The organism is Corynebacterium timonense, assembly GCF_900105305.1.
Classification (GTDB): Bacteria; Actinomycetota; Actinomycetes; order Mycobacteriales; family Mycobacteriaceae; genus Corynebacterium; species Corynebacterium timonense.
Window position 1 is genome coordinate 1871385 of record NZ_LT629765.1, and the last position, 25743, is coordinate 1897127.

Below are 25743 nucleotides of genomic sequence, written 5' to 3' on the forward strand. Positions count from 1 at the left end.
CTAGTTCTCCACTGAAGGTTGGGGATCTCGCTCTTACTGGATGTTCACGTCGACGCTGGCCGGCAGGTCGATGCGCATGAGGGCGTCAACCGTCTTGGGCGTCGGGTCGAGAATGTCGACGAGGCGCTTGTGAGTGCGCATCTCGAAGTGCTCGCGCGAGTCCTTGTACTTGTGGGGAGAACGAATCACGGCGTACACGTTCTTTTCGGTGGGCAACGGCACCGGCCCGACGACGCGGGCACCCGTGCGGGTGACCGTCTCGACGATCTTCTTCGCGGATGCGTCGATCGCCTCGTGGTCGTAGGCCTTGAGCCTGATGCGGATCTTCTGTCCCGCCACGCTTACCTCTTCCTCGCATCCCCACATTCGTTGGTGAAGCGGTGGGGTTGTAGCTTCTAGTTTCTCTATAACGTTGTCCGGGCTTGGCCCTTGGCTCAACGCCAGTGTCGTTTGACTGCCATGACACATCCGGGAGGTGAGACGCACGGCAACAAACATCGTGCTGTATCAGTGCTTCCGCCAGAGCCGCCCCGATGTGGGCGCTCGGGTGTCAGACTCGGAAGGGCGCGTGACCCTTGCGTACTGCCGCTGTTTATTTGCCATGGACCTTCGCCGGTTCCCGCCGCGCGGGCGGAAGGTGTCATGTTTACCGAACCATCGCGCCCGGAGGCGCCATGTCACGGCAACCGGTATATTTAAACATTTCCGCCCCGGATACGCAAGACGCTGCGTATCGACGTGATCAACGGCACGTCTCCCCCGGCGGACCCCCTGCCCTGTGTAGCCTGAATGGACATGCCTCCGGCGCGGGTGGCCCCCCAGCTGACCGCCGGAGATACCGCATTTTAGCTGCATACATAGCCGCATACATAAAGGGAGGACCCCCATGGCCGAGCAGACGCCGTCGCCCGCGCCCGAACCTGCCGTCGAGCAGGCCCGTCAACGCAACCTCAACTTGGAGACGGAGCACGGCACCACCGTCATCGATGACACCGTCGTGGGCAAGATCGCCGGCATCGCCGCGCGCGAGGTGTCCGGGGTGTACAACCTGGGCGGAGGAGCCGCCCGCATGTGGGGCGCGGTGCGCGAGTCCTTGACCGCCTCCAGCAACGTCCAGCAGGGCGTCAACGTCGCCCTCGAGCAGGGCCACGCCTCCGTCGCTGTCGCCATCATCGCCGAGTACGGGGTGGCCATCCACGAACTGGCGCACGCGATCCGGGAGAACGTGACGGTCGCCGTGACCCGCATGACCGGGCTGATCGTCGACCGCGTCGACGTCACCGTCCACGACGTCCACCTGCCCGGCCAGGAGCACGAGCCCGCGGATCCCGTGCCCGCCCCGCGCGTGGACCAGTAGCCCGTGCCTGCCCCCGCCGTCACTATTGAGGAGGCCTCCGCTGCCCGCGAGGCCGCGCTGGCCGTCGCCGGCGTCGCCGGCCTCGACCGAGGCCGCTTCGGCGAGGTCTGCCTCCTGTTCCCCGGCGGCCGGGTCGAGGGGCTGCGTCTCGCGCGCGGCAGCCTCGAGGTCCACGTCGTCGTCGACGTTGCGGCGGCGCGCTCGCTGTACGACGTCGCCGACGACGTCCGCTCGGCCGTGCTCTCGGTCACCCGCCTCGACAGCGTCGACGTGATCGTCACCGACGCGCTCTCACGACACCTCCACACGCCCATTCAAGGAAAGTGAAACGCAATGAACGTGTTCTCCAACAAGATGGCGCTGGGCATCATCTGCGGCGTCGTCGTCGCCTTCTTCGTCACCTTCGGCGGTTGGCTGGGGCTCATGTGGCTGATTCTGTTCACCGCCATCGGCGGCCTCGTCGGAGCCCAGCTCGACGGCAAGCTCGACCTCGCCTCCATTATCAGCGCCACGTCCGGGAGGGGCCGCAGCTGATGCCGGGCACATCACGTATCAACGACAAGGCCGTGGCCCGCGTCGCCGAGGCGGCAGCGCTGAGCGTGCCGGGCTGCGCCGCCGTCGACGCGAAGCTCGCGGGCCTGGCCGGGCGCGGCCTGCCCCGCGTGGAGGTCAGCCTCGATCGCGCCGCCTCGACGGCGTCGATGTCCGTGGAGATGGCCGTGTCCTACCCTTCTCCTGTCGTCGCGGTCACCGAGGCTGTGCGGGCGGCTATTGTCGCCCAGGTGGCCACGCTCACCGGGTTCCGCGTTACCCGCGTCGACGTCACCGTGGCCGCCGCGCGGCACAACGCTGCTGCCGTGACGCGCGTGGCGGTGGAGCGCCACCCCGCCGACATCACGCCGACCCCGGTGACTGTCCGCCCGCTGCGCGTCGTCTCGCCGCGGGTCCGGACGTCGTCACGCCCCCTGGCCCATCCCCGCGTCCCTCCGCAACGGCCGCTGGCCCCCATCGAGGTGCCGCCGCCCCCCGCGGTGCGGCCCGTCACCGCGCCGCCGGCCGTGACGGTCCGCCGCATCGTCAGGCTCCACCCTCCGCGCGTGCCCGTGGTTGCGGCCCCGCAGCCGGTGCGTTCGGTCCAGGCGCCGGAGCCAGTCGTGGTGGGCGTGCCGCGCGCGCCGCTGCCGACTCCGCTGACCCCCATCACGATCCGCCCGGCGGCACAAAAGCGGGTGAGCGGCGATGCCTGATCACGCTTCCCCCTCCCCCGGCGGCGAGCCGCGCGGCTTGGCGGCGGTGCAGTGGGTCACCGTCCTCGTCGGCGTCGCGCTGTGCGCGCTCGCCGGTGTCATCGCCCGCGACCTCGGCGTGCGCTACGGCTCCGACAGGCCCGACGATTCCTGGGTGGCCGACGCCCTGCGCTGGCTGTCGGAGCTGCCGGTCAACGCGTGGACAGTCGCGGCGGGCGTCGTTTTCGCCGTGCTCGGCCTTGCCTTCCTCGTCGCCGCGGTGCGCCCGCGGCCGCGCACGCACGTGCGCTACGCCTCCCGCGCGTCGATCTGGCTGCGCCCGGTCGACATCGCCCGCAGAGCCACCTACACCGCGATCCAAGAAACGGGTTCGAGCGCAGTTCGTTCCCAGGCCACCCGCTCGCGCGTGCGGGTTCGCGTCCAGGACAACGGCCAGGGTGAGGCCATGGCCACCCAGGTGCGCCAGGCCCTCACCGAAACCTTCGCGGGGCTTTCGCGCCCGCCGCGTATCAGCGTCACACTGACCCCGCCACCGCCGACCAGCGAGGAGGCCACCCGATGACCCGACGCCTGGCGGCGCTCAACCGCATTGTCACCTTTCTCGTTGGCGTTCTCCTCGTCGCCGCGGGCGTGGTGCCGGCGGCGCTGTACTGGGATATCCCCGTGCTTTCGGAGCGCGTCACGCGCATCGACCGCTCCCTTGTCGCCGGGCTTCCGGAGCAGCGCTGGTTTTTCGCGGCAGCCGTCGCCGCCCTCGTGCTCCTGCTGGTTCTCGGGCTTTGGCTGATCGTCGCTAACGTGCGCAGCCACGCCTTCGACCACCGCACCGTGACGCGCACCCAGCCCGTCCCGGGCTCAACCGTGGTCAACGTCCGCGGCGTCGGGGCGGCCGCGTGCTCCGCGCTAGAGTCCCACCCTATGGTCTCGAGCGCGTCCTGCGCGGTCGCGTACGTGGGGCCTGAGCCGACTGCCACGTTCACCGTGGTCACCGATCCGGCGCTGCCGCTGCGCGAGGCCGCCGCGCTCCTCGACGAGACGGATGCCCAGCTCGCCGACGCTCTCGAGGGCATCGACCTGCGCACGGTGTACAAGGTGGAGCTCGAGCGCATTACCCGCTAGAACTGCCCCGTTTCGAGCAGGACGACGCGCTCGACGCGGCCGAGTACCTCCTGGGGTCGACCTCCCGCCGGCGCGACGACCATGTCCTCGCCAGGTGCGCAGTTCTCGACGCGAGCCCAGGCGAGGGTGCGCGTACTCACGTCGCGGCGGCGCTTCACCCAGACGCGAATGCGCTGCCCCACGACGGCGCGCGCGCCGTCCTCGAAGGCGACCAGCCAGCGGTGCGCGCCCACGTCCTCGTGGTGAAGGCCCGCCAGCGCGGGCGCGTCCGCGTCGTCGATGCGCGTGATGAGCTGCACCACGCCGAGGCGGTGCTCGATGCCCTCCGTGTCGCGGACGACGAGGGGGCGCCCCGGCCCGGTACGGCGGAGCGAATCGTAGGCCCACACGCCCGGCATCGCCACCGGGTCGTGTCCGGAACGCACCACCACGACGCCGCCGGAGAGAGTGACAAGGCGGTCCGGGGCGACGGTGATGATGGTGTGGGGGGCGCCGGGGTGGGCGTCGAGAAGCGAGGGGTGCTCGTTCTCCATCTCGGCCAGCGCGGCGACGAGCTCCGCGTCGCTCGCGCCCCACCCGATGCCTCGGTTGGCCAGGATGCCCATGAGCGCGGGCAGGCTCAGGGAGGGCTGGCCCTCCCACGCGCGCTGCAGCTTATCGACGACACGGGGGATGCGGGTGGGGTCTGAGCTGTCGTACACGCGAAAGAGTGTACGCATGACAACGGGCCGCCCTCCCTTTAAGGGAGCGGCGGCCCGTGTTCAGCCCGGCGTGGGCTCAGTCGGGTGACCCGACGCGGCGAGTATTACTCGACGATCTTGGTCACGCGGCCAGCGCCGACGGTGCGGGAGCCCTCGCGGATAGCGAAGCGCAGGCCCTCGTCCATGGCGACCGGCTGGATGAGCTCGACGCTCATCTCGACGTTGTCGCCCGGCATGACCATCTCGGTGCCCTCCGGCAGCTTCACAACACCGGTGACGTCGGTGGTGCGGAAGTAGAACTGCGGGCGGTAGTTGTCGAAGAACGGGGTGTGGCGGCCGCCCTCGTCCTTGGACAGGACGTAGACGGAACCCTCGAACTTGGTGTGCGGGGTGTAGGCGCCCGGCTTGATGACAACCTGGCCACGCTCGACCTCTTCGCGCTTCAGGCCGCGGAGCAGCAGAGCGGCGTTGTCGCCGGCCTCAGCGGTGTCGAGAAGCTTGTTGAACATCTCGATGGAGGTGACGGTGGTCTTCTGCGCCTTGTCCTTGATGCCGATGATCTCGACCTCGTCGTTGAGGTTGAGCACACCGCGCTCGACACGGCCGGTCACGACGGTGCCGCGGCCGGAGATGGTGAAGATGTCCTCGATCGGCATGAGGAAGTCCTTGTCCGTCTCGCGGACCGGATCCGGGATGGAGTCGTCGCACGCCTGCATGAGGTCAAGCACGGACTGAACCCACTTCTCGTCGCCCTCGAGGGCCTTGAGAGCGGAGATGTGGACGATCGGAGCCTCTTCGTCGTAGTCCTGCTCGGCGAGGAGCTCGCGGACCTCCATCTCGACGAGCTCGATGATCTCCTCATCGTCGACCATGTCGCACTTGTTCAGGGCGACGAGGATGTAGGGGACGCCGACCTGGCGGGCGAGCAGCACGTGCTCACGGGTCTGCGGCATCGGGCCGTCGGTGGCGGCGACGACGAGGATCGCGCCGTCCATCTGAGCAGCGCCGGTGATCATGTTCTTGATGTAGTCGGCGTGGCCCGGGGCGTCGACGTGGGCGTAGTGGCGCTTCGGGGTGTTGTACTCCACGTGGGAGATGTTGATGGTGATGCCGCGCTCGCGCTCCTCCGGAGCCTTGTCAATCGCGTCGAACGCGAAGGCCTGGTTCTCCTCCGGGTAGGCGTCCGCCAGCACCTTGGTGATGGCAGCCGTCGTGGTGGTCTTGCCGTGGTCGACGTGACCGATGGTGCCGATGTTTACGTGCGGCTTCGTACGCTCAAACTTAGCCTTTGCCACTGCATGTCCTCCTGGACTTCATGGTGGCTACGACCTTCGCAGCCACGTGGTTTACATTTCGCCTTGACCCGCCCCGGTGAAACCCGGGCGCGACAATGGCCATTTCACAATGTGCCAGTTACACGATCTTAGAGTCATCCGGGCCGTATTTCAAACCCGGCCGCACCTCGTCGCGGCCGGTCACGCCCGATGAGAGAGAAGATCTGCCACGAGAGTAACGGCCGGCTCAAGCCCCGGTGACACCGGACCCTCAGCCCAGCCGCTACTCTCCGGCATCGCCGGGTCGAGCACCGGCGCCCGCTGGCACGCGGGCGCCGGTATCCCCGTCAAGCGCGGTGCTTAGTTACCGTTGCGCTCGTCGATGATCTCCTGCGCGACGTTCGTGGGAACCTCGCCGTAGGAGTCGAAGACCATCGTGTAGTTCGCGCGGCCCTGGGTGCGGGAGCGCAGGTCGCCGACGTAGCCGAACATCTGCGACAACGGGACGACGGCCTTGACAACCTTCGCGCCGGAGCGGTCATCCATCGAGTTGACCTGGCCGCGGCGGGAGTTCAGGTCGCCGATGACGTCGCCCATGTACTCCTCGGGGGTCACGACCTCGACCGACATGAGCGGCTCGAGCAGAACCGGCTTCGCCTTGGCCACCGCCTCCTTGAGGGCCTGGGAGCCGGCCATCTTGAAGGCCATCTCCGAGGAGTCAACCTCGTGGTAGGCGCCATCCTCGAGGGTGGCCTTGATGTTGACCAGCGGGAAGCCAGCCAGGTATCCGTACTGCATGGCGTCCTGGATACCGGCGTCGACCGACGGGATGTACTCCTTGGGCACGCGGCCACCGGTGACGGCGTTCTCGAACTTATAGGTCGCGGACTCGCCCTCCTCCAGGGCCTCCAGGTCCGGCTCGTAGGGCTCGATGGTGACGATGACCTTTGCGAACTGGCCCGAACCACCCGTCTGCTTCTTGTGGGTGTAGTCGAGGGACTCGACCTTCTTGCGGATGGTCTCGCGGTAGGCCACCTGCGGGGAGCCGATGTTCGCCTCGACCTTAAACTCGCGCTTCATGCGGTCCACGAGCACGTCGAGGTGCAGCTCGCCCATGCCGCCGATGACGGTCTGGCCGGTCTCCTCGTCGAGCTTGACGGTGAAGGTCGGGTCCTCCTCCGCAAGCTTCTGGATCGCGGTGCCGAGCTTCTCCTGGTCAGCCTTCGTCTTCGGCTCGATGGCCACCTGGATCACCGGGTCCGGGAAGTCCATGGACTCGAGGATGATCGGGTGATCCGGGTTGCACAGGGTGTCGCCGGTGGTGGTGTTCTTCAGGCCGATGAACGCGTAGATGTTACCGGCGTCCGCGTGGTCGACCGGGTTCTCCTTGTTCGCGTGCATCTGGAAGAGCTTGCCCACGCGCTCCTTGTGCTGCTTCGTGGAGTTGAGCATCTGCTCACCGGGGATCGCCTGGCCGGAGTAGACGCGCACGTAGGTGAGCTTGCCAAAGAAGGGGTGGACGGCAATCTTGAACGCCAGAGCGGAAAACGGCTCCTCGACGGACGGCTTGCGGGTGAGGTTCTCGTCGCCGGTCAGGTCGGTGCCGTGCACCTCGCCGATGTCGAGCGGGTTCGGCAGGTACTCCACGACGGCATCAAGCAGCGGCTCGATGCCCTTGTTGCGGTACGCGGTGCCGCAGTACACGGGGTAGATCTCGGAGGCGACCGTCATCTTGCGGATCGCGGCCTTGATCTCGTCGGTCGTCAGCTCCTCGCCGCCGAAGTACTTTTCCATGAGCTCTTCGTCGGACTCGGCGACGGCCTCGAGCAGCTTCTCGCGGTACTCCTCCGCCTTGTCCTTGAGGTCGGCGGGGATCTCCTCGATCTGCGGCGGGGTGCCGGTCTCGACCTTGCCCGGCCACAGCAGGGCCTTCATCTCGACGAGGTCGATGACGCCGTCGAAGTCGTCCTCGGCGCCAATCGGCAGCTGCATAACCAGCGGCTTCGCGCCGAGGCGGTCGACGATGGTCTGCACGGTGTAGTAGAAGTCTGCGCCGAGCTTGTCCATCTTGTTGACGAAGCAGATGCGCGGCACGTCGTACTTAGCAGCCTGGCGCCAGACCTGCTCGGACTGGGGCTCGACGCCCTCCTTGCCGTCGAAAACCGCGACTGCGCCGTCGAGCACGCGCAGGGAGCGCTCCACCTCGACGGTGAAGTCGACGTGGCCCGGGGTATCGATGATGTTGATCTGGTTGTTGTTCCAGAAGCACGTCACGGCGGCGGAGGTGATCGTAATGCCACGCTCCTTCTCCTGCTCCATCCAGTCGGTGGTCGCGCCGCCGTCGTGGGTCTCGCCCACCTTGCGGTTGATACCGGTGTAGAAGAGGATGCGTTCGGTGGTGGTGGTCTTACCGGCATCGATGTGGGCCATGATGCCAATGTTGCGGACCTTCTTCAGGTCCTTAAGCACTTCTTGTGCCACGTTTATTACCCCAACTTCGAAGTCATCGACGCTCCCTCAGGCACCGCGAAGCGCGCCGAGCCAGCAGGAAACGTCTCTGGCGAATATGTATCTTTGTCAATCTTGCCACCTTTTTGTTCAGGTGGCAGCGCGGGCGACGAAACAGACAACCCCGCCAGCGTCGCTTACGCCATTTCAGTGGACAAGCAGTATGCAGTTCAACTGGGAATGGGCGGAAGGGCGCGCGGGGCGGGGTTGTGCACGGTATAGTTCTGGTTCTCTCGTCGCCGCTACCGAACTACCAGCGGTAGTGAGCGAAGGCGCGGTTGGCCTCGGCCATCTTGTGGGTGTCCTCGCGGCGCTTGACGGAGGCGCCGAGACCGTTGGACGCGTCCAGGATCTCGTTGGCGAGGCGCTCAATCATGGTGTTCTCGCGGCGCTGACGGGTGAAGGTCACCATCCAGCGCAGGGCGAGGGTGTTGGAGCGAGCCGGCTTGACCTCGACCGGGACCTGGTAGGTCGCGCCACCGACGCGGCGGGAGCGGACCTCGAGGTCCGGGCGGATGTTGCCGAGGGCCTTCTCGAGCGTGCCGACGGGATCCGTGCCGGTCTTCTCGCGGCAGATCTCGAGAGCACCATAGACGATGCGCTCGGCGGTGGACTTCTTGCCGTCGAGCAGGATCTTGTTGACCAGCTGGGTCACGATCTCGGAGTTGTAGACCGGATCCTTGACGACGGGACGCTTCGGAGCTTGCTGCTTACGCATGAGTGATTACTGTCCCTTCTTCGCGCCGTAACGGGAACGTGCCTGCTTGCGGTCCTTGACGCCCTGGGTGTCCAGCGCGCCGCGGATGATCTTGTAGCGCACACCCGGCAGGTCCTTCACACGGCCGCCGCGCACGAGCACCATGGAGTGCTCCTGCAGGTTGTGGCCCTCACCCGGGATGTAGGCGGAGACCTCGATGCCGGAGGTCAGGCGCACACGGGCGACCTTACGCAGAGCGGAGTTCGGCTTCTTCGGGGTGGTGGTGTACACGCGGGTGCACACACCGCGGCGCTGCGGCGAGCCCTTCAGGGCGGCCGTAGCAACCTTGCCACGCTTGTCGTGGCGGCCCTTGCGGACCAGCTGCTGAATAGTAGGCATACCAACGCTTTCTTGTCGTGTTGTGGGTTCCCCGCCGCAATGCGCCCGAAGGCAGGCCCGGTAAACATGCAAAAATGGGGGCTCTTCTTCGGGGCCCTACCGCGTGCATGAACCGCCGTGCCGCCCAGCGAGGGAACGTCAGGGAGTTCGATATTTTCCTACCCGCTAGATCCTCCAGCGGTGGAATCAGAGTTCAAACTACAGGCTGCGGGCACGCGAACGCAAATTGCTTTTCCGCTTTCACCCAGCCCACGCGGTCGTTGCCGCGTGCCCGCCGGGCGGGGCTCGGCGCGCAGCGCCAGCCACCACCTCCCTTGACCTGCCCGCCCGGTGTATTATCGGGGTATGAACACCCCGACTCCACCCGAGCCGCCCCGCCTTCGCGCATCCCGCTCCCAGCGTGAGCGCGCTGCGCACGCGCTTTCCGACGCATTGTCCGACGGCCAGATCTCCCTCAGCGAGTTTGACGCGCGCTGCGCGCAGGTCTGGGACGCTACCTATTCCGATGAACTCGATACCCTGACCGCCGACCTCTCCCCCGTCGGCGAAACCCCCGGCGTCGTCTCTCATACGGCCCCCTGGTCGCAGGGGGCGAGCGCCCGCGTCGACCCCTCCGCCAACGGTTCTGCGCTCACGGTGTCCGTCTTCGGCGCCACCGATCGCCGCGGCAGCTGGGCCATCAGCCCCCAGCACCTGAGCATCACCGTCTTCAGCGGCAACGACCTCGACCTGCGCCACGCCGTGCTGGAGTCTCCCGACATCACGATCACGTGCGTGGCCATCTTCGGCGGTATCGACATCATCGTCCCCGAGGACGCGAAAGTGATCACCGAGGGCGTCGGCATCTTCGGCGGGTTCGGCGACTCGGCGCGCACGCCCGTGCCGCCCCGCGCTGATGCGCCCGTGATCCGCGTCCGCGGTCTCGCCGCCTTTGGTGGAGTCGATATCGTCCGAAAGCCCGGCGGCAGCGGCGCCTAATCCCCCGGCGCCCCGCTCGAGCCTCCTCAGCCGAAGGTCAGCGAGTACATGCTCACGCCCTCGCTGGCATGGATACGCAGGATGCCGCTCATGGGGTCGGCGGCTTTGTACAGGTCGAGCGTCCCGTCGGTCACGCTCATCGTTTTCTGCGTGCCGTTTGGGTAATCGACGGTGACGTCGCCGGAGCCCGACACGACGAGCTGCACCCACGCTGCGTAGACGTTGACCTCCATGTGCCCACCGAGGGAACGGATGGATTCCGGCCCAAGCTCCCAGCGCCCGGACAACGCGTAGCGCCCCGCCCCCGGCGCGGCCTGCGCACCGAAATCGTGCTCGCCGGGGGTATAGCCGGCGTTGTCCGCGAACCTGGCCCGGTCTGTCCCCAGGTAGGTTTCGCGGTTGCGCCCCTCAGTGCCGATGGGCGCGGCATCGCCTTCGACCGGCGCGGGGAGCTCGACGTCGGGGTTCGCCTGAACCAGCAGCTGCCGAATCAGCTGTTCGGTCTCCGCGTACGAGCCCTCGCCCTCGACAATGCTGCGCACGTTGCCGGCGGCGTCGACAAGATAGCGGGCCGGCCAGTACCGGTTGTTGTAGGCGCGCCACGTGTCAAAATTGTTGTCTTGGGCGACGGGGTAGCGGATGCCCTCGCGCTGCACCGCGCTGCGCAGGTTGTTCAGGTCGTGCTCGAAGCCGTACTCCGGGGAGTGCACGCCAACGACTTGGAGGCCGGCGTCGCGGTAGGCGTCGTAAAGCGCCGTGATGTGCTCGCCGGCGCGCTGGCAGTTGATGCACGCGTACGCCCAGAAGTCGACGAGGGTGACGGGCGCGGCCGCGGGGGTGACGGGGTCGCTGGTGTTGATCCAGTTCTCCAGCCCGGCGAACTCGGGCACCGGCCCGCAGTCGTGGAGCTGGCCGGCGTCGAGGCCGCGGCATTCGTCGAGCGTGCCACCCGACGGTCGCACCTTCGACAGTGCCTCGTCGACCGCGCTGCTGTCGTTAAAGCTCCGGGCGAGCCCCGCAGTCCAGTCCGGGAGCGCTCGCTGAATCGCCGCCGGCGCCCGCAGAGCGAGCGCAAGCGTAAAGACCAGGATCACCACACCGATGGCGCGGCGGTGGCGCTGCACCAGATCGACCCTGTCGCCGATCGCGCTGCCCGCGAGCGCGAAGAAGAACAGCGGCACAGCGGAACCCGCCGCGAAGGCGAGGGTGAGCACGACCGTGTTCCACCCGATCTCGCCGGTGCTTCCCGCCACGGTCACGGCGGCGAGAATGGGCCCCGCGCAGGGCACGTAGACCGCGCCGAGGGCGAGGCCGATGAGAAAACCGCCCCTGCCGCGCGCCTTGTCCTGCAGGATGGTGGGGCGCGGGAGGGCGTCGAAAGGCTTTTGGATCCACTCGCCCGCCTGCGGGACGATCATGCCGACGCCGACGAGCGCGAGCATGAGGATGCCCGCCCAATGCAGCACCGACTGCGGCAGGCCAAGGATGCCAAGCAAGAGAGTGCCCAGCAGCGCGATGCTGGCGAAGCTCAGCACCATTCCCGCGATGACCAGGGCGGGCCTCCTGCCGACGCTGACGCTGAGTACCACCGGCAGAACCGGCAGGATGCAGGGCGATAGCCCCGTGATTACTCCCCCGATGAACCCCACGACCGCTATGCCAAGCATGCTTTCCGTCCTTTCCACATGTGCAGCAGACCCCGGAAAGACACTCCGGGGCGTTTACAGGGAAGTACGGAGGCCCACCGGTTCCCGGATTGCCGGAAAGATTTTTTTCCGTCGTCCAATCCACCCCGCCCCCCGGCTCCGTAGGTACGTATAGAGGGCCTCGCCCGAGGCTCTCACCACCTACAACCGTGAGGAGACGACATGTTCACCCCTAACGCACGCCTTGTGTCCGCCGCCGCTGCTGTCCTGCTCGCTTCCGCGGGGCTCGTCGCCTGCAACGACACCGACGCCCCGGAAAGCTCGACGATGTCGCCGCAGTCCTCCACGTCGGATTCCATGATGTCCAGCGAGATGATGGAACCCTCGGATTCCATGATGTCCAGCGAGGCAATGGAACCCTCGGACGCCATGATGTCCAGCGAGGCAATGGAACCCGCCGCGCCGTCGAAGTAGGGCCGAGTAGCGGGGCGCTCATGCGCAGGGTGCTAGATTCTTCCCCCGTGGACACCAGTCGGGGCACGGCCGACATCGATCGGCTCATGGACGAGGTCGCTCGCGGCGACGAAGCAGCCTTCGGCATGCTGTACGACGCCCTCGCGCCCCGCGTCCTCGGCCTCGCCACCCACATCCTGCGCGACCGCGGACACGCCGAAGAGGTCACGCAGGAGGTGTTCGTCGAACTGTGGCATGGCGCCCACAAGTTCGACGCGTCGCGCGGCAGCGCCACCTCCTGGGTGCTGCGGCTGGCCAAGCTCCGCGCGATCGACCGGCTGCGCAGCTGGCGCAGCGCCCAGGCGCGCGACCAGCACGATTTCCTCCGCCAGATCACCACGTGGGTTGCCGCGGAGGTGGAGGCCGAGGAGCACCTAGAATCGCAAGAGTTGCAGGCGCTCGTCGACTCGATCGGCGAGCCCCACCGAAGCGCGCTCATGCTCGCCTACTACGGCGACATGTCGCACGCAGAAATCGCCGAGGCGACCGGGGTCGCCCTCGGCACCGCAAAGACCCGTATCCGCGACGGCCTGAAGAAGCTGCGCGACGCTGTGAGCCTGAAGGGAGGGTTCTGATGGAGGAGCACGAACGCCGCCAGCTTGACGACGCCATGCTGCACGCCCCCACCCCCATCACTCCGCCCGAGGACATGAAGGCCGCCATCTTTGAGCGCATCCGGGACACACCCCAGCCGGCCAGCATGGACAGTGCGCGGCGGAGGCGGGGCGTCGCCACGCGTGCTGCCGCTGTTGCCGCGTCGGTCGTGTTGCTTGCGGGCGGCGGCTTCGTGGTCACCCAGCGCCTCGTGCCCCCCGCGTCCGATTCTGTGGCCGACGGCCCCGACGGCGCAGCCCAGATGCACGCCATCATGGAGGCGCCGGACCTGCGCACCGCGGACGCGCGGGCGATGGGGGCGCGCCTGAGCATCGTGGTCAGCACGGACATGGGCAAAGGCGGCGCGATGGTCGACGGGCAACCCGAGCTCGGCGACGGCATGGGCGCGCAGGTGTGGGCCGTGATGGCCGACGGCTCCACGAAGTCCGCCGGCGTCATCGGGCAAGAGCCGCACGAGGACGTGTGGATGCCGCTGCCGGGCGAGACGATGTCGGTGATGATCACGGAGGAGCCCGCGGCGGGCATGCCGCAGCCGACGGGCCGAGTGCTCGCCACGGTGGACGTTCGCCGTTAGGGGATTGCCCCGTCACCGGCGCGGTGAGAACTGAAGCCCCGCTTCTGCGAGGTATCCGTGCTTGTCAACCACCCCCGGCCCGTGGTTGTGAAGCCGCGCAGGCACACCCCGCTCCTACCTTTGCGTTTATGATACGGGCAGGACCGAGCAGCCCCGCCCCGCGCCTCCCTCGCCCAGCGCGAACACGCCGCCAGCACGCTTTCCGACGCCCTTTCCGACGGCGAGATCACTATCCGCGAATTCGACGAACGCTCCGCCGCCGTCTGGAAGGCAACCTTCTCCGACGAGCTCGAGCCCCTCACTGCGGACCTCGCCCCGGTCGACGCCCCATCACACCTCAGACAGGAGAACTACTGTGACTAGTTCAAATACTGCCGGATCCAAGTCGGCTGCTCTCCGCAATCCAACCGACAGCTACTTCGCGGTCTGCGATGCCGCGGAGGAGGTGTCCCGAAAAACCCGCCTGCCGCTCACCCATGCGGATAGATCCGCGTGGGTGATCCTCGGGCTTAGTCACCTCTATGCGGCCCTTAACACCCGCCAAGTCGCAGAAGAATCGATGCGGCGACTGCCTAGCGATGTCGCGGCTACCGCAGAAAGCGGGTCATCCAGCATTTTTCTCTTCGGTACTGCCGCCGGTCTGGTCTTTTCAGCGATAGTTTTCACGCTCGTTCGTTGCACTGAGTGTACTTCGCACGTTGGGACGCTTTGCCGCGGAAGGCAGCGACCAGACCGGTGTTTTCCAGGCTCTCTCTAGCACAGTAAGTGTTGCCTTATAGCTCCACTCGCGCTACGACTCATTCCCGGTGGCGATGGCATGGTCGCGACAGTCTGCGCCGTTCTCGTCGCTGGGACCGTGGCCTACACCACACGCAAACATGTCAAACGGGCAATTCGCGCCCTCATTCCCGCCGCGGTTGCTCTACTAATCTCAGCGCTCTTTTTTTCACAGCGTGTATAGCCCACTGTTCGCTAGTCTTGGCTCGTAATCGTCTTCTCTCCCTGATAGCTGTTTTCTGTAAGGAAAGGTCATGGATTTCAAATACGTTCCCTTCGGCTGGGCACTGGCTGCCATGGCGCTCGTGTACCCAGCTTTCGCGTCTTGGCACGAATATGCTGAGGCGGGACTGAGCGAGAAAAGCATGGGTGCTGCTGTGGCTCAGACCGCGATCTTGGTCGTCGCCGCCCTGTACGCGGCAGTGAGTGAGCGCTCAGCATCGCTGACGTTTTTCCTGGCGATTAGCTTCGCGTTTTCTCTATGGGTACTGGCCTCTTTCGCCGTCGGGGCCGGGACCCTCCCCACGTATGCAGCGGCTGTCGTATTAACCGGCATCGGCATCTGGGCGGCTTTGGAGATGATGAACCGCAACGCTCAACGTCGCACGACCTACCTCTCCTAGCACGCTTGGGTACTGCCGCCTTGTCCTCCACCACAGCATCTCACCACCCTCCCGCGCATGCGAGCCACAGTTGGTCCGGGGCGCGCGTTGCCCGCACGCTTAAGACCACCGAGTTCATCGACCGGATTGGGATGCCGCTGAACCCAATCGTTCTCATGCACTTTCTTCCCGCCATGTTTGGGGTAGTTATCGCGTGTGAGGTATTGGTTTGGGGTTTCGTAGTCAGACGTGCCGCCCCTCAGCTCGCAGCGGACATTCCCACGGTGACCGGCTTCGATGGCGCGGACGGCACCTATTTCCTTTTTGCGTTTGCCTCGATCCCCGCGCTCATCGACGTCCTTGCCCACGTCACCCGCCTAGCTACCAGCGCACGTCTCGAGCCCGGCCCCTTCGTCCAGGCGCTCCCGACCTTGAGCGTCTCCACCCGTGACGCTCTAACTGCATTTATCGCCGTTCCACTCGTATGCCGGTGGGCAATCTTTTGGAGTCCACTCATCGTCGTAGCGGTATTTACTGCCAACAGTTCTGTCTGGCGTTTGAGCGCCGCAGTGCTGTGCTTTTCCATTGCTCTGTACGGAGCGAGCGCTTACCGGCGTCTCCTCCTGTTTGTCTGGCTGCCCGTCCCTGCGCCGATGAACTGGTTTGTCGCCGTTCTCATTGTGATCCTTTCAGCGGCGGCGGGCGTAGCGGCGGGGTCGTCAGTTGCGTCGATAGGCGCGGTCCTTCATGTTGCTGGCGGCGCGCCGACAGAGTTGTCGGTGCCCCTCGCTCCTGTTCTCTTCTTCGTCACCCGCCCCGCAGTTGCGTGGACGTTGGCATTGCTCGCACTTGCAGCAGGCGTAATCTTCCTCTTATTCACCCGCCGATTGATTCTGACGGCGCCGCGGCTGTATAGCCATCGGGTGCCACGGGTGAAAGCACTAGTTAGTCTGCGCGCTCCGGGGGCCACTGCCGGGCAGCTTGATAGGCTTCTGTTCCCAGTTGTCGGGGAACAATGGGTGCGGATCATGTGGACTCGGCCGTCCACAATTGCCGCATGCTTCGCGTTGTCTGCGGCAGCCGGGCTTACGCTCACAAGCACCGGGCCGTTGCCTGAGGCTCTGTCCGTTTTCGTAGTCGTGCCCGCGCTTACCGCTCCCCTAGCCGAACATTTCCGGTCCGTTGACCCGCGGGAAAATCTGCTTCGGTACCGCTTTCATGCTGAGATGAGCTGTACCGCGGAAACGTGGATAGTTTTTCGGCTGTTCATGGCGATCGCGTTAGGGCTGCTTCCATTGCTCGTCAGCTCGGCGCTGTGGCTTGTTGCCTCGGATACCTCCCCCGCCATCGCATTCGGCCCGCTCTTCGCATTCGTGTCTGTGAGGTCCTTTTTCGCCTTTTCGCCCGCAGGTAAAGGAGCTTTGTTGACCCTGATGCTTCTGTGTGAACTGGGAACTTCCTACGCGCTGGGTTTCATCACTTTATGGTCCGCGGTGGCCGGGTGGTGCGTTCTTGCGTGTGTCTTCACCACAGCAACCTTCGTCACTCGCTCCCGGCTCAGCACGGTGAAACTATGACTTTCGGAATCGACGGCCACTCCATGGCCGCTGGATACAAGCGTGATCAGCCGGTCTTTACGGACGTTTCTATCCGCATGGCGGGCCCCGGATTGAGGTTGCTCAGCGGGCCGAACGGAGCCGGCAAGTCAACCTTGCTCGAAGTTTTCTCGGGCTTTCTTCCGTTGCTCTCTGGGAGCCTGGATGTGACCGGAGAGGTCGTCTTTCTGCGACACACGCCGGCGCTTGTGCCGTTTCTCACCGTGAGTGACAACCTGAGCCTGTACACACGCCGGTACGGACTCAGCGCCGACGACGTTCGTCGGTTCGTGGACGCTTTCTGTCTTCAGGAACACCTCTCCAAGCTGCCCTCCGAGCTCTCCACAGGCACTTTACGCAAAGCCTGGATGTTGTGCGGTCTACTCACACGCAGTGACATTCTCTGTCTCGATGAGCCCTTCAACGGCCTCGACCAGTACTCCTGCGACGTTCTCGCCACCGAGCTCCTCCAGCAAAGCGAAGAGCGCTTAGTGCTTGTTGTCGCACATCAGCCTCCCGAGAAGTTCACAATCGAGCAGGACAACCGCTTTGGGGACCTCTGCCGGTCCGTGGCGGGGTTCGGTCTCCACTCGGTGAGCGGGGTTAGTGCCGAAACCCGATCTTTCCCGGCGGAGAAGGGTTGAAGATCAGTACTGCGACACCAGAGCAAAACGGGAAAGCCAATCTCCTTTTTCCTACCACCACGCCGGTGTGTGCGTAAGCAGAGGTGGGAACTCGCTTTTTTTAGCGCAGGCTTCTGCGCGGCAACGACCTTGACCTGGCCGAGGCCGTGTTCAGCTCGCGCGAGACGGTGATTAACCGTATCCCCCCTTCGGCGACTTCGACGGCGCCACCCGCGACCCCTCCGTCATACGCGTCCGAGGCGTGGTCTTGTTCGGCGGGGTCGACATCGTCCGCAAACCGAAAAGCGATAAGCACGATAAAAACTAGCCCCGCGGCGCCGCCCGCCGAACCACGTCCCGGATCCGGGCCTCGGTCTGCCCGGTCAGCTCCAACAGCGCGAAACTCGTCGGCCACATCGCCCCCTCATCGAGCCGGGCAGCGGGCTCGAAACCAAGCGTGGAGTAACGCACATCGAACTTCGAGGCAACCTGCAAGAACACGACCACACCGTCCTCGCCCTCCCACGCCGGCATCCCGTACCACGTGCGGGCATCAAGGTGCGGCGCCTCCTCCGACACGATGAGATGGATCGCCGCCGCAAGGGAACGATCCCCGTCAGGCATCTCCTCGATAAGCGCCTGCAACGCTTCCAGGTTTCTGGCCTTCTTGTTGCCGCCCTTTTCGCGGCGCAGCTCCTCCGCGCGCTGACGCATAGCCTCACATTCAGCGGGGCTAAACCCCGTCCCACCACTCATAGCGCCCAAGACTACCTGGAAAAAGGGCCCCAAACGGGACGAAAGCCCGGCCCCCGGGAGGGGCCGGGCTAAGGGCGCCGGATTTAGCTACATCTGGTCGAACCCGTACTCGTCCAGCGGCACCGAAGCCCCGGTGAACTCGCCGTAGCCGTCGTCGCCGTAGATCGAGTCGCCGAAGCTCGGGATGGAGTACGCCGCGCTGCGCGCCGCCTCGGTCGGCTTGACCTGGATGTTGCGGTAGCGCGAGATACCCGTACCGGCCGGGATGAGCTTACCGATGATCACATTCTCCTTCAGGCCGATGAGCTTGTCGGAGCGCTTGTTGATCGCGGCGTCGGTCAGCACGCGCGTGGTCTCCTGGAAGGAGGCCGCCGACAGCCAGGACTCGGTAGCCAGCGAGGCCTTGGTGATGCCCATGATCTCCGAGCGCATCTCCGCCGGCTGCCCGCCGTCCGCCACGGCCGCGGCGTTGACCTGGCGCGCCTCAGCGAGTTCCACCAGGGTACCCGGCAAGAACTCCGTGGTACCCGAGTCGATGACGGTGCCGCGGCGCAGCATCTGGCGGATGATGATCTCGATGTGCTTGTCGTGGATCGACACACCCTGGGTGCGGTACACGGCCTGCACCTCGTCGATCAGGTGCTTCTCCACACCGCGGCGGCCCAGCACCTCGAGCACGTCGTGCGGGTCGGCCGCGCCGCGCAGCAGGCGGTCACCCACGCTCACATGGTCGCCCTCGCGCAGGGAACGCTCGATCATCGCGTCCGGGTTGGACTCCATCGGGCGTCGCACCTGGGCCAGTCCCTGGCGCTTGGACAGCTTCTCGTAGACCACAACGTCGGAGCCGTCGTCCGGCGTGATGGTCAACGTCCAGAAGTTGCCCTCGTCCTCGAGCGAGACCGTGCCCGCCACGGACGCGATCGGGGCGCGGTTCTTGGGCACGCGGGCCTCGAAGAGCTCCTGCACACGCGGCAGACCACCGGTGATGTCGCCACCGACACCGCCCTGGTGGAAGGTACGCATGGTCAGCTGGGTGCCCGGCTCACCGATCGACTGGGCGGCGACGATGCCGACAGCCTCGCCGATATCGACGAGCTTGCCGGACGCCATCGACTTGCCGTAGCACTTGGCGCACACGCCGGTCGCGGTCTGGCAGGTGAGCACGGAGCGGACCTTCACCTCGGCCACGCCGGCGGCGACGAGGGCGTCGATACGCTCCTCCGACAGCTCGGTGCCGCCCTCGAGGATGACGTTGCCCTCGGCGTCCTTCGCGTCGGAGGCGAGCACGCGGCCGGACACGGAGGTCTCCGCGAGCTCGTCGCGGACCCACGTGCCGGCGACCTCGGTGGCCACCGGGACCTTGACGCCCTGGTGGGTGCCGCAGTCCTCCTCGCGGACGATGACGTCCTGCGCCACGTCGACAAGGCGGCGGGTGAGGTAGCCGGAGTCGGCGGTGCGCAGCGCGGTATCGGCGAGGCCCTTGCGGGAGCCGTGGGAGTTGTTGAAGTACTCCATCACCGTCAGGCCCTCGCGGAAGGAGGTCTTGATCGGGCGGGTGATGTACTCACCGCGCGAGTTCACGACCATGCCCTTCATGCCGGCCAGCGTCCAGATCTGGCGCATGTTGCCGGCCGCGCCCGACTTCACGATCATCGGGATCGGGTTGTCGTCCGGGTAGAGGTCCTCGACGGCCTGGCCCACCTTGTTGGTAGCGTCCTGCCACAGCTCGACCAGGCGGTCGTAGCGGTTCTCCTCCGTGAGGGCGCCCTTCTCCCAGAACTTGCGCTCGATCTCCTCGGCCTCCTTCTCGTACTGCTCGAGGACCTCGGTCTTGTTCGGCAGCACGAGAACGTCGGACATGGAGATGGTCACGCCGGAGCGGGTGGCCCAGTAGAAGCCGGCGTCCTTCATCTTGTCCAGGGTCTGGGCGACGGTGATCATCGGGTACTTCTCCACCATCGACTGGATGATGTCGCCGAGCAGCACCTTGCCGGCACCGCCGCCCTTGCGCACCATCGCGCCTTCCTGGTACGGGAAGTTGAACGGCAGCAGCTCGTTAAACATGATGCGGCCAAGGGTGGTCTCCGCCATCCACGACTGCCCGCGCTCCCAGCCCTCCGGGAACTGCTCCGCCTCGATCTCGACGGTCGGGCGCAGGTGGTCGATGCGCACGCGGATCGGCGCCTGCAGGCCCAGAACGCCCAGGTCGTAGGCCATGATGGCCTCGCGGTAGGAGGAGTACACGCCGGTCGCGGGGCCGTTCTCGTCGGCCGGCGCGTAGGCGCCCTCGCCGCCGATCTCGGTTCCGCCCTTCACCATGGTGAGGAAGTACAGGCCGGTGACCATGTCCAGGCGCGGCATCGCCAGCGGCTTGCCCGACGCCGGGGACAGGATGTTGTTGGAGGACAGCATGAGTACGCGGGCCTCCGCCTGCGCCTCGGCGGACAGCGGCAGGTGGACCGCCATCTGGTCGCCGTCGAAGTCAGCGTTGAACGCCTCGCAGGCCAGCGGGTGCAGCTGGATGGCCTTGCCCTCGACCAGCTTCGGCTCGAAGGCCTGGATGCCCAGGCGGTGCAGCGTCGGCGCACGGTTGAGCAGCACGGGGTGCTCGGAAATGGCCTCCTCGAGCACGTCCCACACCTCGGGGCGCTGGCGCTCCACCATGCGCTTCGCGCTCTTGATGTTCTGCGCGTAGTCGTTGTCCACCAGGCGCTTCATCACGAACGGCTTGAACAGCTCGAGCGCCATGAGCTTCGGCAGGCCGCACTCGTGCAGCTTCAGCTGCGGGCCGACGATAATGACGGAGCGGCCGGAGTAGTCGACGCGCTTGCCCAGCAGGTTCTGGCGGAAGCGGCCCTGCTTGCCCTTGAGCAGGTCGGACAGGGACTTCAGCGGACGGTTGCCCGGGCCCGTCACCGGGCGGCCGCGGCGGCCGTTGTCGAAGAGCGCGTCGACGGACTCCTGCAGCATGCGCTTCTCGTTGTTCACGATGATCTCGGGCGCGCCGAGGTCGATCATGCGCTTGAGGCGGTTGTTGCGGTTGATCACGCGGCGGTACAGGTCGTTCAGGTCGGAGGTGGCAAAGCGGCCACCGTCGAGCTGGACCATCGGGCGCAGCTCCGGCGGGATCACCGGGATGGCGTCGAGGATCATGCCGGCCGGGTCGTTGCCGGAGCGCTGGAACGCGGCGACGACCTTGAGGCGCTTGAGCGCGCGGACCTTCCGCTGGCCCTTGCCCTCGGCGATGATGGAGCGCAGCTCCTCGGCCTCGGAGTCGAGGTCGAAGTTGCGGATGAGCGTCTGGATCGCCTCGGCGCCCATGCCGCCGGTGAAGTAGTCCTCGTAGCGGTCCACGAGCTCCTCGTAGAGGTTCTCGTCGATGACCATCTGCTTCGGGGCGAGCTTGACAAAGGTCTGCCAGATCTCGTCGAGGCGCTCGACCTCGCGCTCACCGGCCTCGCGGATGTGCGTCATCTCCTTGTCGGCGGCCTGCTGCACCTTCTTGCGGGCAGAGGCGTTCGCGCCGGCGGCCTCGAGCTCGGCGAGGTCCTCCTCGAGCTTCTGGGCGCGCTCGGCGATCTCGGAGTTGGCGTCGGCCTCGACTTCCTTCTTCTCCAGGATCATCTCGGCCTCGAGGGTCGACATGTCGTTGTGGCGCGCTTCCTCGTCCACGCTGGTGATGATGTTCGCGGCGAAGTAGATGATGCGCTCGAGGTCCTTCGGCGCCAGGTCAAGCAGGTAGCCCAGGCGCGAGGGCACGCCCTTGAAGTACCAGATGTGGGTGACCGGCGCGGCGAGCTCGATGTGGCCCATGCGCTCGCGGCGCACCTTGGACTTGGTCACCTCGACGCCGCAACGCTCGCAGATGATGCCCTTGTAGCGCACGCGCTTGTACTTGCCGCAGGCGCACTCCCAGTCGCGGGTCGGGCCGAAGATGCGCTCGCAGAACAGGCCGTCCTTCTCCGGCTTGAGGGTGCGGTAGTTAATGGTCTCGGGCTTCTTGACCTCACCGTGGGACCAGCGGCGGATGTCGTCGGCGGTGGCCAGGCCAATGCGAAGCTCGTCGAAGAGGTTTACGTCAAACACGTAAATTCCCTTTCACCTCCCGGTTCGGGAGGATCGATTGTTGTCTAAGTTCTGTGCGTTTCTTCCGGGCGTCGCTACGCGTGCGCGTGGCGACGCCCGCCTGGCCTCTTAGGCGGTATCCGCCGCCGAGCTCTCGTCGCGCGAGAGGTTGATGCCCAGCGAGGACCCTGCCTGGTCGAATTCGTCGTCGTCGCCCGACAGCTCCATCGGCACGCCGTCGGTGGAGAGGACCTCCACGTTCAGGCAGAGCGACTGCAGCTCTTTGAGCAGCACCTTGAAGGACTCCGGGATGCCCGGGTCCGGGATGTTGTCGCCCTTGACAATGGCCTCGTAGACCTTCACGCGGCCGACCACGTCGTCCGACTTGATGGTGAGCAGTTCCTGCAGGGTGTAGGCGGCGCCGTACGCCTGCATCGCCCAGACCTCCATCTCGCCGAAACGCTGGCCACCGAACTGGGCCTTACCGCCCAGCGGCTGCTGCGTAATCATCGAGTAGGGGCCGGTGGAACGGGCGTGGATCTTCTCGTCCACCAGGTGGTGCAGCTTGAGCATGTACATGTAGCCCACCGACACCGGGTACTTGAACGGCTCGCCGGAACGGCCGTCGAACAGCCGCGCCTTGCCGTTGCCGTCGACCATGACGTCGCCGTCGCGGTTCGGCTTTGTGTTGGCGAGCAGGCCTGCGATCTCCTCGTTGGTGGCGCCGTCGAACACCGGGGTCGCGGTGAGCGACTCGGCGGGCACGTCGTAGAGGTGCTCCGGGAGGGTCTCCAGGAGCTTCGCGTTGGCCGGGTCGTCCGGGTTGACCGTCCAGCCGGCCTTGGCCAGCCAGCCGAGGTGCACCTCGAGGACCTGGCCAATGTTCATACGACGCGGCACGCCGTGGGTGTTGAGGATGATGTCCACCGGGGTGCCGTCCTCCATGAACGGCATGTCCTCCTGCGGCAGGATCTTGCCCACGACACCCTTGTTGCCGTGGCGGCCGGCCATCTTGTCGCCGTCCTGGATCTTGCGCTTCTGGGCCACGTAGACGCGGATCATCTCGTTGACGCCCGGGTTGAGGTCGTCGTCGTCCTCGCGGGAGAAGCGGCGCACTGCGATGACCTTGCCGGTCTCGCCGTGGGGCACCTTCAGGGAGGTGTCGCGGACCTCGCGGGCCTTCTCGCCGAAGATGGCGCGCAGCAGGCGCTCCTCCGGGGTCAGCTCGGTCTCGCCCTTCGGGGTGACCTTGCCCACGAAGATGTCGCCGTCGCGCACGTCCGCGCCGATGCGGATGATGCCGCGCTCGTCGAGGTCCTTGAGCACGTCCTCGGAGACGTTCGGGATCTCGCGCGTGATTTCCTCGGCACCGAGCTTGGTGTCGCGGGCGTCGATCTCGTGCTCCTCGATGTGCACGGAGGTGAGGATGTCCTCCTCCACCACGCGCTGGTTGAGGATGATGGCGTCCTCGTAGTTGTGGCCTTCCCACGGCATGAACGCGACGAGCAGGTTGCGGCCGAGCGACATCTCGCCGTTCTTCGTGCCGGGGCCGTCGGCGATGACCTGGCCGGCCTCGACGCGGTCGCCCTGGGAGACGATCGGGACCTGGTTGTAGCAGGTGCCCTGGTTGGTGCGCTCGAAGGTGCGCAGCATGTAGGTGTCCTGGATGCCCTCGTCGTCCATGACGGTGATGTAGTCGCCGGTGACGTTGGTGACGGCGCCCGCCTTGCGGGAGATCACGGTGTCGCCCGCATCGTAGGCGGCGCGCTGCTCCATGCCGGTGGCCACGTACGGGGCCTCGGAGCGCAGCAGCGGCACGGCCTGCTTCTGCATGTTCGCGCCCATGAGCGCACGGTTCGCGTCGTCGTGCTCGAGGAAGGGGATCATCGCGGTGGCCACGGAGACCATTTGGCGCGGGGAAATGTCCAGGTAGTCGACGCTCTTTGCGCCAACAACACCGATGTCGCCATCCTTGAGGCGGACCTCGATGCGCTCCGCGATGAGCTCGCGCTTCGCGTTCATCGGGGTGGCCGCCTGCGCGATGGCGTAGCGGTCCTCCTCGTCGGCGGTGAGGTAGTCGATCTGGTCGGTCAGGCGGCCGTCCTCGACCTTCTGGTACGGCGTCTCGATGAAGCCGAACGCGTTGACGCGCGCGTAGGAGGCCAGGGCGCCGATCAGACCGATGTTCGGGCCTTCCGGCGTCTCAATCGGGCACATGCGGCCGTAGTGAGACGGGTGCACGTCGCGGACCTCGATGCCGGCGCGCTCGCGCGACAGGCCGCCTGGGCCCAGCGCGGACAGGCGGCGCTTGTGGGTCAGTCCGGACAGCGAGTTGTTCTGGTCCATGAACTGCGACAGCTGGGAGGTGCCGAAGAACTCGCGGATGGCGGCGGAGACCGGGCGCACGTTGATCAGCGAGGTCGGGGTGATCGACTCCGCGTCCTGGGTGGTCATGCGCTCGCGGACGACGCGCTCCATGCGCGACAGGCCCACGCGGACCTGGTTCTGGATGAGCTCGCCGACGGTGCGCAAGCGGCGGTTGCCGAAGTGGTCGATGTCGTCGGTGTTGATCAGGATGACCTCGCCGTTCGGGGAGGTCATCTCGGTCTCGCCGGCGTGCAGGCGCACCAAGTACTCGAGGGTGGTGGCGATGTCCTCTTCGGTCAGCGTCATCAACCCGTCGTGGTCTCCGCCGAGCCCCAGCTTGCGGTTAACTTTGTAGCGGCCCACGCGGGCGAGGTCGTAGCGCTTCGCGCGGAAGAACGCGTTCTCGAGCAGGGACTGCGCGAGGTCGCGCGTCGGCTGCTCGCCCGGGCGCTGCTTGCGGTAGATCTCCAGCAGCGCCTCATCGGTGTTGGACACGCCGTCGGACTCGAGGGTGGACATCATGATCTCGGAGAAGCCAAAGCGCTCCGTGATCTGCTCGGTGGTCCACCCCAGGGCCTTGAGCAGGACGGTGACCGGCTGGCGGCGCTTGCGGTCGATGCGCACGCCGACGGTATCGCGCTTGTCGACGTCAAATTCCAGCCACGCACCACGCGACGGAATCACCTTTACCGAGTGCAACGGGCGCTCGGTCGACTTGTCAATGGTCTCGTCGAAGTACACACCCGGGGAGCGCACGAGCTGCGAGACGACGACACGCTCGGTGCCGTTGACGATGAACGTGCCCTTGTCCGTCATCAGTGGGAAATCGCCGATGAAGACGGTCTGGGACTTGATCTCCTGGGTGTCGTTGTTAATGAACTCCGCCGTCACGTACAGCGGCGCGGAGTAGTTGATGTCCTTGTCTTTACACTCGTCGATGGTGTACTTGACGTCCTCGAAGCGCGGCTCGGACAGCGACAGGCTCATGTTGCCCGAGTAGTCCTGGATCGGGGAGAGCTCCTCGAGGATGTCCTCGAGGCCGCTGGTCACGCGGGCGCCCTCGCCGCGCGCAGCCTGCTCGCGCTCACGCCACTCCGGCGTGCCCACGAGCCACGCGAACGATTCACGCTGAACATCAAGAAGCCCCGGAACCGTGATCGGCTCAGAGATCTTCGCAAAAGAGTAACGCTGCGGAGCTCCGGGGGTCGTAGCCATAGACATGGTCTGGTGGGAGACTGCCAAGTTGGGTCCTTCCAGCACCTCACGCGGGCCCGGGACGCTGCTCTGGCGTACAGCCTCTCCGGACAACCGCTGGATAAATTAGCATTCG

The 25743-nt window shown here is 66.1% G+C and carries 23 protein-coding genes and 1 pseudogene; 14 read left to right on the forward strand and 10 right to left on the reverse strand.

The window, feature by feature from the left end; all coding sequences use genetic code 11:
• Positions 1-33: 33 nt before the first annotated feature.
• Positions 34-339, reverse strand: a complete 306-nt coding sequence (gene rpsJ, locus BLT81_RS08845) for a 30S ribosomal protein S10 (RefSeq protein ID WP_019193936.1) — start codon at positions 337-339, stop codon at positions 34-36.
• Positions 340-886: 547 nt separating this feature from the next.
• On the opposite strand from rpsJ, the gene BLT81_RS08850 reads away from it, so the two are divergent.
• The 6 genes from BLT81_RS08850 to BLT81_RS08875 are packed head-to-tail and all read left to right on the forward strand — an operon-like array spanning position 887 to position 3723.
• On the forward strand, positions 887-1357 hold the full coding sequence (locus BLT81_RS08850) for an Asp23/Gls24 family envelope stress response protein (RefSeq protein ID WP_019193935.1): 471 nt from the start codon (positions 887-889) through the stop codon (positions 1355-1357).
• A gap of 3 nt (positions 1358-1360) precedes the next feature.
• A complete protein-coding gene (locus tag BLT81_RS08855; protein ID WP_019193934.1) occupies positions 1361-1684 on the forward strand; it encodes a hypothetical protein in 324 nt (107 codons plus the stop codon).
• Between the two features lie 6 nt (positions 1685-1690).
• Positions 1691-1891, forward strand: coding sequence for a hypothetical protein (locus BLT81_RS08860; protein ID WP_019193933.1), 201 nt, complete (start codon positions 1691-1693; stop codon positions 1889-1891).
• Positions 1891-2604, forward strand: coding sequence for an Asp23/Gls24 family envelope stress response protein (locus tag BLT81_RS08865; protein WP_019193932.1), 714 nt, complete (start codon positions 1891-1893; stop codon positions 2602-2604). The genes BLT81_RS08860 and BLT81_RS08865 overlap by 1 nt, the downstream gene beginning before the upstream one ends.
• The gene (locus BLT81_RS08870) at positions 2597-3166 is read left to right on the forward strand and encodes a DUF6286 domain-containing protein (protein ID WP_019193931.1); all 570 of its coding nucleotides are present in this window, start codon (positions 2597-2599) and stop codon (positions 3164-3166) included. Before BLT81_RS08865 ends, BLT81_RS08870 begins: the two co-directional genes overlap by 8 nt.
• Positions 3163-3723: a hypothetical protein gene (locus BLT81_RS08875; protein ID WP_019193930.1), complete on the forward strand. Its 561-nt coding sequence runs from the start codon at positions 3163-3165 to the stop codon at positions 3721-3723. Before BLT81_RS08870 ends, BLT81_RS08875 begins: the two co-directional genes overlap by 4 nt.
• On the opposite strand, the gene BLT81_RS08880 is transcribed toward BLT81_RS08875, so the two are convergent.
• The 5 genes from BLT81_RS08880 to rpsL all read right to left on the reverse strand — a co-directional run bounded on the left by BLT81_RS08880 (position 3720) and on the right by rpsL (position 9302).
• Positions 3720-4424: a hypothetical protein gene (locus tag BLT81_RS08880; protein ID WP_231286585.1), complete on the reverse strand. Its 705-nt coding sequence runs from the start codon at positions 4422-4424 to the stop codon at positions 3720-3722. The genes BLT81_RS08875 and BLT81_RS08880 overlap by 4 nt on opposite strands.
• A gap of 104 nt (positions 4425-4528) precedes the next feature.
• Positions 4529-5719 (reverse strand): elongation factor Tu, encoded by a 1191-nt coding sequence (tuf, locus tag BLT81_RS08885; protein ID WP_019193928.1) that lies wholly within the window; start codon positions 5717-5719, stop codon positions 4529-4531.
• A gap of 339 nt (positions 5720-6058) precedes the next feature.
• Positions 6059-8179: an elongation factor G gene (gene fusA / locus BLT81_RS08890; RefSeq protein ID WP_040421043.1), complete on the reverse strand. Its 2121-nt coding sequence runs from the start codon at positions 8177-8179 to the stop codon at positions 6059-6061.
• 277 nt (positions 8180-8456) lie between these two features.
• Positions 8457-8924, reverse strand: a complete 468-nt coding sequence (gene rpsG / locus BLT81_RS08895) for a 30S ribosomal protein S7 (RefSeq protein ID WP_019193926.1) — start codon at positions 8922-8924, stop codon at positions 8457-8459.
• A gap of 6 nt (positions 8925-8930) precedes the next feature.
• Positions 8931-9302, reverse strand: a complete 372-nt coding sequence (gene rpsL / locus BLT81_RS08900; RefSeq protein ID WP_019193925.1) for a 30S ribosomal protein S12 — start codon at positions 9300-9302, stop codon at positions 8931-8933.
• Between the two features lie 345 nt (positions 9303-9647).
• Here rpsL and BLT81_RS08905 point away from each other — a divergent pair, with 345 nt between their 5' ends.
• On the forward strand, positions 9648-10280 hold the full coding sequence (locus BLT81_RS08905) for a DUF1707 SHOCT-like domain-containing protein (RefSeq protein WP_019193924.1): 633 nt from the start codon (positions 9648-9650) through the stop codon (positions 10278-10280).
• A 26-nt stretch (positions 10281-10306) separates the two neighbouring features.
• Here the strand turns inward: BLT81_RS08905 and BLT81_RS08910 are convergent, their stop codons facing one another.
• Positions 10307-11947 (reverse strand): cytochrome c biogenesis protein CcdA, encoded by a 1641-nt coding sequence (locus BLT81_RS08910; RefSeq protein ID WP_040421041.1) that lies wholly within the window; start codon positions 11945-11947, stop codon positions 10307-10309.
• 201 nt (positions 11948-12148) lie between these two features.
• On the opposite strand from BLT81_RS08910, the gene BLT81_RS08915 reads away from it, so the two are divergent.
• The 7 genes and pseudogenes from BLT81_RS08915 (at position 12149) to BLT81_RS08940 (ending at position 17246) form a co-directional block, all read left to right on the forward strand.
• Positions 12149-12400 (forward strand): hypothetical protein, encoded by a 252-nt coding sequence (locus BLT81_RS08915; protein WP_019193922.1) that lies wholly within the window; start codon positions 12149-12151, stop codon positions 12398-12400.
• Between the two features lie 86 nt (positions 12401-12486).
• Positions 12487-13014 carry a sigma-70 family RNA polymerase sigma factor gene (locus BLT81_RS08920; protein ID WP_040421208.1) on the forward strand — a complete coding sequence of 176 codons (528 nt, stop codon included), beginning with the start codon at positions 12487-12489 and terminating at the stop codon, positions 13012-13014.
• On the forward strand, positions 13014-13628 hold the full coding sequence (locus tag BLT81_RS08925; RefSeq protein WP_019193920.1) for an anti-sigma factor: 615 nt from the start codon (positions 13014-13016) through the stop codon (positions 13626-13628). Before BLT81_RS08920 ends, BLT81_RS08925 begins: the two co-directional genes overlap by 1 nt.
• Before the next feature lie 171 nt (positions 13629-13799).
• A pseudogene (locus tag BLT81_RS13405) lies at positions 13800-13991 on the forward strand (DUF1707 SHOCT-like domain-containing protein); the annotation flags it as partial.
• A gap of 668 nt (positions 13992-14659) precedes the next feature.
• On the forward strand, positions 14660-15028 hold the full coding sequence (locus tag BLT81_RS08935) for a hypothetical protein (RefSeq protein ID WP_019193919.1): 369 nt from the start codon (positions 14660-14662) through the stop codon (positions 15026-15028).
• A 5-nt stretch (positions 15029-15033) separates the two neighbouring features.
• Positions 15034-16584, forward strand: a complete 1551-nt coding sequence (locus BLT81_RS12685) for a hypothetical protein (protein ID WP_155860815.1) — start codon at positions 15034-15036, stop codon at positions 16582-16584.
• The gene (locus tag BLT81_RS08940) at positions 16581-17246 is read left to right on the forward strand and encodes an ABC transporter ATP-binding protein (RefSeq protein WP_019193917.1); all 666 of its coding nucleotides are present in this window, start codon (positions 16581-16583) and stop codon (positions 17244-17246) included. Before BLT81_RS12685 ends, BLT81_RS08940 begins: the two co-directional genes overlap by 4 nt.
• 303 nt (positions 17247-17549) lie before the next feature.
• Here BLT81_RS08940 and BLT81_RS08945 read toward each other — a convergent pair whose 3' ends face one another.
• From BLT81_RS08945 to rpoB, 3 genes are all read right to left on the reverse strand, one after another.
• Positions 17550-17939 (reverse strand): hypothetical protein, encoded by a 390-nt coding sequence (locus BLT81_RS08945; protein ID WP_231286584.1) that lies wholly within the window; start codon positions 17937-17939, stop codon positions 17550-17552.
• A 129-nt stretch (positions 17940-18068) separates the two neighbouring features.
• The gene (locus tag BLT81_RS08950; RefSeq protein WP_019193915.1) at positions 18069-22067 is read right to left on the reverse strand and encodes a DNA-directed RNA polymerase subunit beta'; all 3999 of its coding nucleotides are present in this window, start codon (positions 22065-22067) and stop codon (positions 18069-18071) included.
• A 108-nt stretch (positions 22068-22175) separates the two neighbouring features.
• Positions 22176-25673 carry a DNA-directed RNA polymerase subunit beta gene (gene rpoB / locus BLT81_RS08955; RefSeq protein ID WP_051011438.1) on the reverse strand — a complete coding sequence of 1166 codons (3498 nt, stop codon included), beginning with the start codon at positions 25671-25673 and terminating at the stop codon, positions 22176-22178.
• Between the last annotated feature and the right edge of the window lie 70 nt (positions 25674-25743).